The 5,976-nt window shown below is 64.6% G+C and carries 4 protein-coding genes and 1 pseudogene; 3 read left to right on the plus strand and 2 right to left on the minus strand.

Going from position 1 to position 5,976, the window contains the following annotated elements:
* A partial coding sequence (locus AC1DT2_RS14290; RefSeq protein ID WP_477297014.1) for a CocE/NonD family hydrolase occupies positions 1 to 1,543 on the plus strand: 1,543 nt, incomplete at its 5' end.
* Position 1,544: 1 nt separating this feature from the next.
* Here the strand turns inward: AC1DT2_RS14290 and AC1DT2_RS14295 are convergent.
* A complete protein-coding gene (locus AC1DT2_RS14295) occupies positions 1,545 to 3,746 on the minus strand; it encodes a PA3715 family protein (protein ID WP_477297015.1) in 2,202 nt (733 codons plus the stop codon).
* 181 nt (positions 3,747 to 3,927) lie between these two features.
* On the opposite strand from AC1DT2_RS14295, the gene ku reads away from it, so the two are divergent.
* Both ku and ligD read left to right on the plus strand, forming a co-directional pair.
* Entirely contained in the window at positions 3,928 to 4,911 is a 984-nt protein-coding gene (ku, locus tag AC1DT2_RS14300) for a non-homologous end joining protein Ku (protein WP_477297016.1), read from the plus strand.
* A 4-nt stretch (positions 4,912 to 4,915) separates the two neighbouring features.
* Entirely contained in the window at positions 4,916 to 5,788 is an 873-nt protein-coding gene (gene ligD / locus AC1DT2_RS14305; RefSeq protein ID WP_477297017.1) for a non-homologous end-joining DNA ligase, read from the plus strand.
* Between the two features lie 51 nt (positions 5,789 to 5,839).
* On the opposite strand, the pseudogene AC1DT2_RS14310 reads toward ligD, so the two are convergent.
* A pseudogene (locus AC1DT2_RS14310) lies at positions 5,840 to 5,976 on the minus strand (AGE family epimerase/isomerase); the annotation flags it as partial.

Below are 5,976 nucleotides of genomic sequence, written 5' to 3' on the forward strand. Positions count from 1 at the left end.
GTACGGTTCGGAAGGCGACTATGTGATGACCCGCCCGCTGCGCGGTCCGCTCAACTCGTCTGAGGTCGATCATTCCACCGACGCCTACGACACGATCGACTGGCTGACCAAGAACCTGCCCGAGTCCAACGGCAAGGTCGGCATGATCGGCTCGTCGTATGAGGGCTTCACCGTGGTGATGGCCCTGATCAACCCGCACCCCGCCCTGAAGGTGGCGGCGCCGGAGAGCCCGATGGTGGACGGGTGGATGGGCGACGACTGGTTCCACTACGGCGCCTTCCGGCAGACCAACTTCGACTACATCACCGGCCAGAACGCCAAGCGCGGCAAGGGTGAGGAAATCACCCGCGCCGGCTACGACGACTACACCAACTTCCTCGCCGCCGGTTCGGCGGGCGACTACGCCAAAGCGGCTGGCCTCGACCAGCTGCCCTACTGGCGCAAGCTCAGCGAGCACCCCTCCTATGACGCCTACTGGCAGGGCCAGGCGCTCGACAAGGAAATGGCGAAGCAGCCGCTGAAGGTCCCGACCATGTGGCTGCAGGGCCTCTGGGACCAGGAAGACATGTGGGGCGCGATCCATAGCTACGAAGCCATGGAGCCCAAGGACAAGGGCAACGACAAGAATTACCTCGTGATGGGCCCCTGGCGCCATAGCCAGGTCAACTACAGCGCGTCCTCGCTCGGCGCACTGAACTGGGACGGTGACACGGCACTCCAGTTCCGTCGCGACGTGCTCCTGCCGTTCTTCAACCAGTACCTGGTCGATGGCGCGCCGAAGGCGAACACGCCGCCGGTCCTGATCTACAACACCGGCGAAAACCACTGGGACCGCTTCAAGGCGTGGCCCCAGGCCAAGGGAACCAAGCCCCTCTACCTGGTCGCCAACGGTGGGCTGTCGTTCACCGCGCCGGATGCGTCGGCAGCGAAGTACGACGAGTATGTCTCCGACCCCGCCAAGCCGGTGCCGTACGTGCCTCGCCCCGTGCGCTTCACCGATCGCACGTCCTGGACCACGTGGCTGGTGCAGGACCAGCGCTTCGTGGATGGCCGTCCGGACGTCCTCACCTACGTGACCGAGCCGCTCACGGTACCGCTGCGTGTGGCTGGCGCGCCGCAGGTGAACCTCTACGCCTCGACCAGCGGTACCGACAGTGACTGGGTCGTCAAGCTGATCGACGTCTATCCGCAGGCGAATACCACCTCGCCGGCCATGGGCGGCTATGAGCTATCTCTCTCGATGGACATCTTCCGCGGCCGCTATCGCGAGAGCTTCTCGGACCCGAAGGCGATCACGCCGAACACCCCGCTGGAATACACCTTCGGCTTGCCGACCGTGGACCACACCTTCCTGCCGGGTCACCGGGTGATGGTGCAGGTGCAGTCGTCATGGTTCCCGCTCTACGACCGCAACCCGCAGACCTACGTGCCGAACATCTTCTTTGCCAAGCCTTCCGACTACCAGAAGGCGACGCAGCAGGTCTGGCACGCACCGGGAACCGCCAGCGCTATCGAACTGCCGGTAGTGGAAGGCGGGAAGTAAATCAGGGGGCTTTCGGCTCCTGATACTCCCGCCCGTCGAAACGCAGCGTCCGCTCCTTCACCGAAGGTGCGGGCGCCGTGCAAGCCGGGCCCGCGTTTTCCTTGCCGGCGAACTCGAACGTCGTCTTCGTTCGCAGGACGATGTTCGCCATGCCATGGCTCTTACCCTGGTCGATGATCAGCTTTGTGTCCGTATCCGTCGAACGGGACGGGCATTCGGGATCTTCCGGCCGCACACTGGTGGCGAGCGTCGTCGGTCGCAGCACCCTGCGTAACTGGCCATCCGAATGAAGGTACAGGGCGATATCCTCGTCCGGTCCTTCGATGCGGTAATAGACCTTGTGCAGACGTACACCGAAGGCGCGTTTGCCAGGCGCCAACAGGTATCGCCCCGTATCCAGCGTGATCGTATCGACCGCCGGCTCGTCGCTGGGAACGGCGTCGTCGTCGCGGATTTGAGCCAGTACGTCGCCTGATTCGACGTCCAGAATGGCGAGGTCGAGGATCAGTGCGTGGTCGTTGCTTGTCGGCACTGAGGGCGCGTGCGCCAGGACGACGATCGTCTTTGCGTCGTCGCCGGGCAGCGAGGCGCAGTCGCCTTTCGCACCTCCCTCGGCGCCATAGCCAGCGATGCCAAGCTTCCGGGCGGTCGCCTCCCTCAACTCGACGCAGGCCGTGACAACGTCTTCTTCCCGCTTCGCCTCGGCATCGGCATCGTCCTTCGCCGCAGCGGGGCACAGCCCGAACACGCTTTGACCCGGGTACTTCCGGCAAGCGTCCCCGGCGGCGTATACGGCTTCCGTACGCTCGGCGCCGCCGACCTCGAAACGGCTGGCGAATGGCTTGAAGATCGCCATGAGCCGAGCTCTCTCCGCCCCCTTCGCAGCGATCAGGTCGTCGAGGCCCGCCTCGCTGAGATGCTCGCAGCTGCCCAACCCTCGCGACAGGGTGCCCAGCGAAAACGCCCGCCAGAACGCCTTTGGCAAGTACGTCGCTGGCTGACGCCTCAATGACGTGGCCTTGAAGGCACAGTCATAAGTTCGGCCCGCGGTGCTACCCAGCTCGCGCCATTCCTGTTCGTCCAATGGGGTATGAGGCCCCAACAACGGCTGCCACGGATCGATCCACGCCTCGTCGCGGATTTCCTGAGGGCGCATGGCCCTCAGGCGATCGAGCGCGTAGGTCGTATCCATGGCTTCGATGAGCGTGCGCTTTCGTTCGCCGGCCGGCCACGCTGTGGGGAGGCTCAGTACAACGGGTAGCTTCAGGGTGAGAAACGCCTGGCGTTCGATGGCCTCGTGGGCACGGTTGGCAAAGCCGGCATCGTCGAGCGCCGTTCCGGGTGGCGGAAGCGCGATCGGCTGGCCAGGGGAAAATGACGGCGCCATGCGTTGGAGCAAGGCGACACGCCGTTCGCTGCGGGGTGCCAGGGACTGGAATGCCTGGTAAAGCACCAGGCAATCGTCCGCCCTCTGTCCGTTGCATCCATCCATCGACAACTGGTCACCTATGCGCCGGACCAGGAGGCGGGAGGCGTCACTCAGCACCCGTTGGGGCGTGCGCCACATCTGGCCTCTCTCGGCGATGCATGCACGAAACCCGTCCGGGCCACTGACGTTGCCCCACTGCCAGCCGGTGCTATTGCGAAGCACATCAACGATTGGCGTGTCCTTCGCTGTCCACGCCAGGCGGGGAAAGCATTGGATGATGGCTTGYGTGGCGACGGCTTCCGGGCCCCATGTCGGATCGGGGTCGTACGTCATCTGTGTGGGAGATGGCCAAAGTCGGGCCCACAGGCGCGCGCTGTCCGAAGCGCGGGTGAAGGTAAGCAGACCCCAGGTCGCGGCTTGGTCGACGAGCATCGAGCGTGGGCCTTGCGGGATGGCCGAAAAGCCCGGCATGGTCAGGAGCGCCGTCAGCYTTTCCCGGGTCAGGGTCTTCCAGTGTGCCGGGAGGCGGATCGAGGGACCCCAGCGTGGATCAGCGGGAGGCGTGGCATCCGACGCCTTCCGAGCCTCGGTGGCTTCAGCGACGATCGCGTCGACCTCAGCGACAGATAGCGCCGCGGGATCGAGCGGCGTGTCCGCATCGATGCGGCGCCCCGTGTCGACGGCGCCGGCGTGCACAGGCGCGCCCGCAACCAATCCGGCCCCGCCGCTGGCGAAGAGCATGGCAGCACCTATGACGCGGAGTAGTTTGCGCATGACCCTGATCCCCCAAGGCGKCTCGCGATCCCTCGCCGCGGCGTGCGCATCCTACCRTGCCCCGGCGAAGCGTGGGTGGCCGTCACCGGCCCTGTCCATGGCGGAACGCGGGCGCCGCCTTGGCGTCGCCTGCACGCCGCCGGCGCGATCCTCGACCTCCCCGAGGTTCGAGGATCGCCCCATGGCCCGTCCCATCTGGACCGGTACCCTGTCGTTCGGCTTGCTCAACGTGCCGATCCGCCTGATGTCCGGCGAGCGCCGAAGCGACATCCATTTCCGCATGCTCGACCAGCGCAGCAACACGCCCGTGCGCTACGAACGGGTCAACGCCGATACCGGCGAAGAAGTGCCCTGGAAGGACATCGTCAAGGCCTTCGAGTACCAGAAGGGCAGTTATGTCGTCCTCGAAGAGGAAGACATCAAGAACGCCGCCAGCGATGTTCACGAGACCGTGGAGATCGATACCTTCGTCGATGCGGGCCAGATTGCTCCCGCCTACTTCGAGAAGCCGTACATCCTGCTTCCGGCGAAGAAGGCCGAAAAAGGTTACGTGCTGCTGCGCGAAACCTTGAAGAAGACCGGCAAGGTCGGCATCGCCCGCGTGGTCATCCGCACCAAGGAGTACCTGGCCGCCGTACTTCCGCAGGGTGATGCCCTGGTCCTCAACATCCTGCGCTACGAATCGGAGATCGTCGACGCGGACGACTTCGAGCTGCCGGGCAAGTCCACGGCTGACTATCGCATCTCCCCGCGTGAGATCGACATGGCGAAAGACCTTATCGCGTCGATGTCGAGCGACTGGAAACCTGGCGACTATCGCGACGATTTCCGCGAAAAGCTGCGCGCGGTCATCGAGAAGCGACTGAAGAGCAAGGGCGTGACCGCCACCATTGAAGAAGACGATCGCACGCCGGAGAACGCGACGACCAACGTCGTGGACTTCATGGCGCTGTTGAAGAAGAGCCTTGGCGCGAAGACGCGCACCCCGGCGAAAAAAACGATAGAAGCGACGAAGAAGGCCGCGAAGTCAGCGCCAGCAAAAAAGGCGACGGTCAAGAAAGCGGCAGCCAAGAAGGCGCCGGCCAAGAGCGCGGCAAGCAAGAAAGGCACTCCCGCGAAGACGGCGTCGCGCAAGGCGCCGGCCACGCGCCGCAAGGCGGGCTGACGCGATGGACCCGCTGATTGTCGACGGTGTCGCCATCACCCATCCCGACCGGGAAGTGTTCGGCGAGGGTGGTCCGACCAAGGGCGAAGTGGCGACCTATTACGAAGCGGTGGCTGCGCACATGCTGCCGGAGCTTCGTGGCCGGCCGCTATCGGTCGTGCGTTGTCCGCGGGGCACCAGCGGCGCCTGTTTCTTCCAGAAACACCATGCCGACGCGCTGGGCAAGCACGTCAAGGGCGTCGCGCTGAAGGAAAAGGATGGCGGCGACGCGGAATATCTCTATGTCGACGATGTGGAAGGGGTGCTCGAACTGGTCCAGATGAACACCCTCGAGTTCCATCCCTGGGGCGCCCGCGTCGACAACCCCGACCAGCCCGACCGGCTTATCTTCGACATCGATCCCTCGCAAGGCGTCGACTGGAAGACCATCGTGGCCTGCGCGCGCGCGATCCGTGAGCGACTCCTGGGCGAAGGACTCGAAAGCTTCGTTCGCACGTCGGGTGGCAAGGGCCTGCATGTCGTGGCGCCCTTTCGGCGAGGCCCGGCCTGGGAGAAGGTAAAGGCCTTCTGCGAAGGCATCGCCGATGCGATGGTCGCCGACAGTCCGCAGCGTTACATCGCCGAAGCGAGCAAGGCAAAACGTGAGGGTCTTATCTTCATCGACTGGCTGCGCAATACGCGCGGGGCGACAAGTGTCACGGGATGGTCGCTGCGCGCTCGCGCCGGTGCGCCGGTGGCGATGCCAGTGCGCTGGGACGAAATCGCCCGGCTGAAGACGGGCGGGGCGTTCGACCTCGCCAAGGCACTGAAGCGGGCGAAGGCGTTGGAAGCGGATCCCTGGGACGGGATCGCTTCGTTGAAGCAGGCGTTGCCGTAAGGACGAAACATCGGTGCGGCAGCCAACAGCCCGCACCGATGTCTTGCTTCGTTATTTCGACGGCATACGGCGGAGCGAGGCCATCACTTCATAGCAAGCGCCCATCGTGTGATAGTCGGTCTTGCCGGCGGGGCTCTTCTCGTCGTCGTACTTCTCGTTCTTGCGATTGAGGATGCGATACCACGCAC

The organism is Luteibacter sp. P4_E6, from assembly GCF_056401535.1.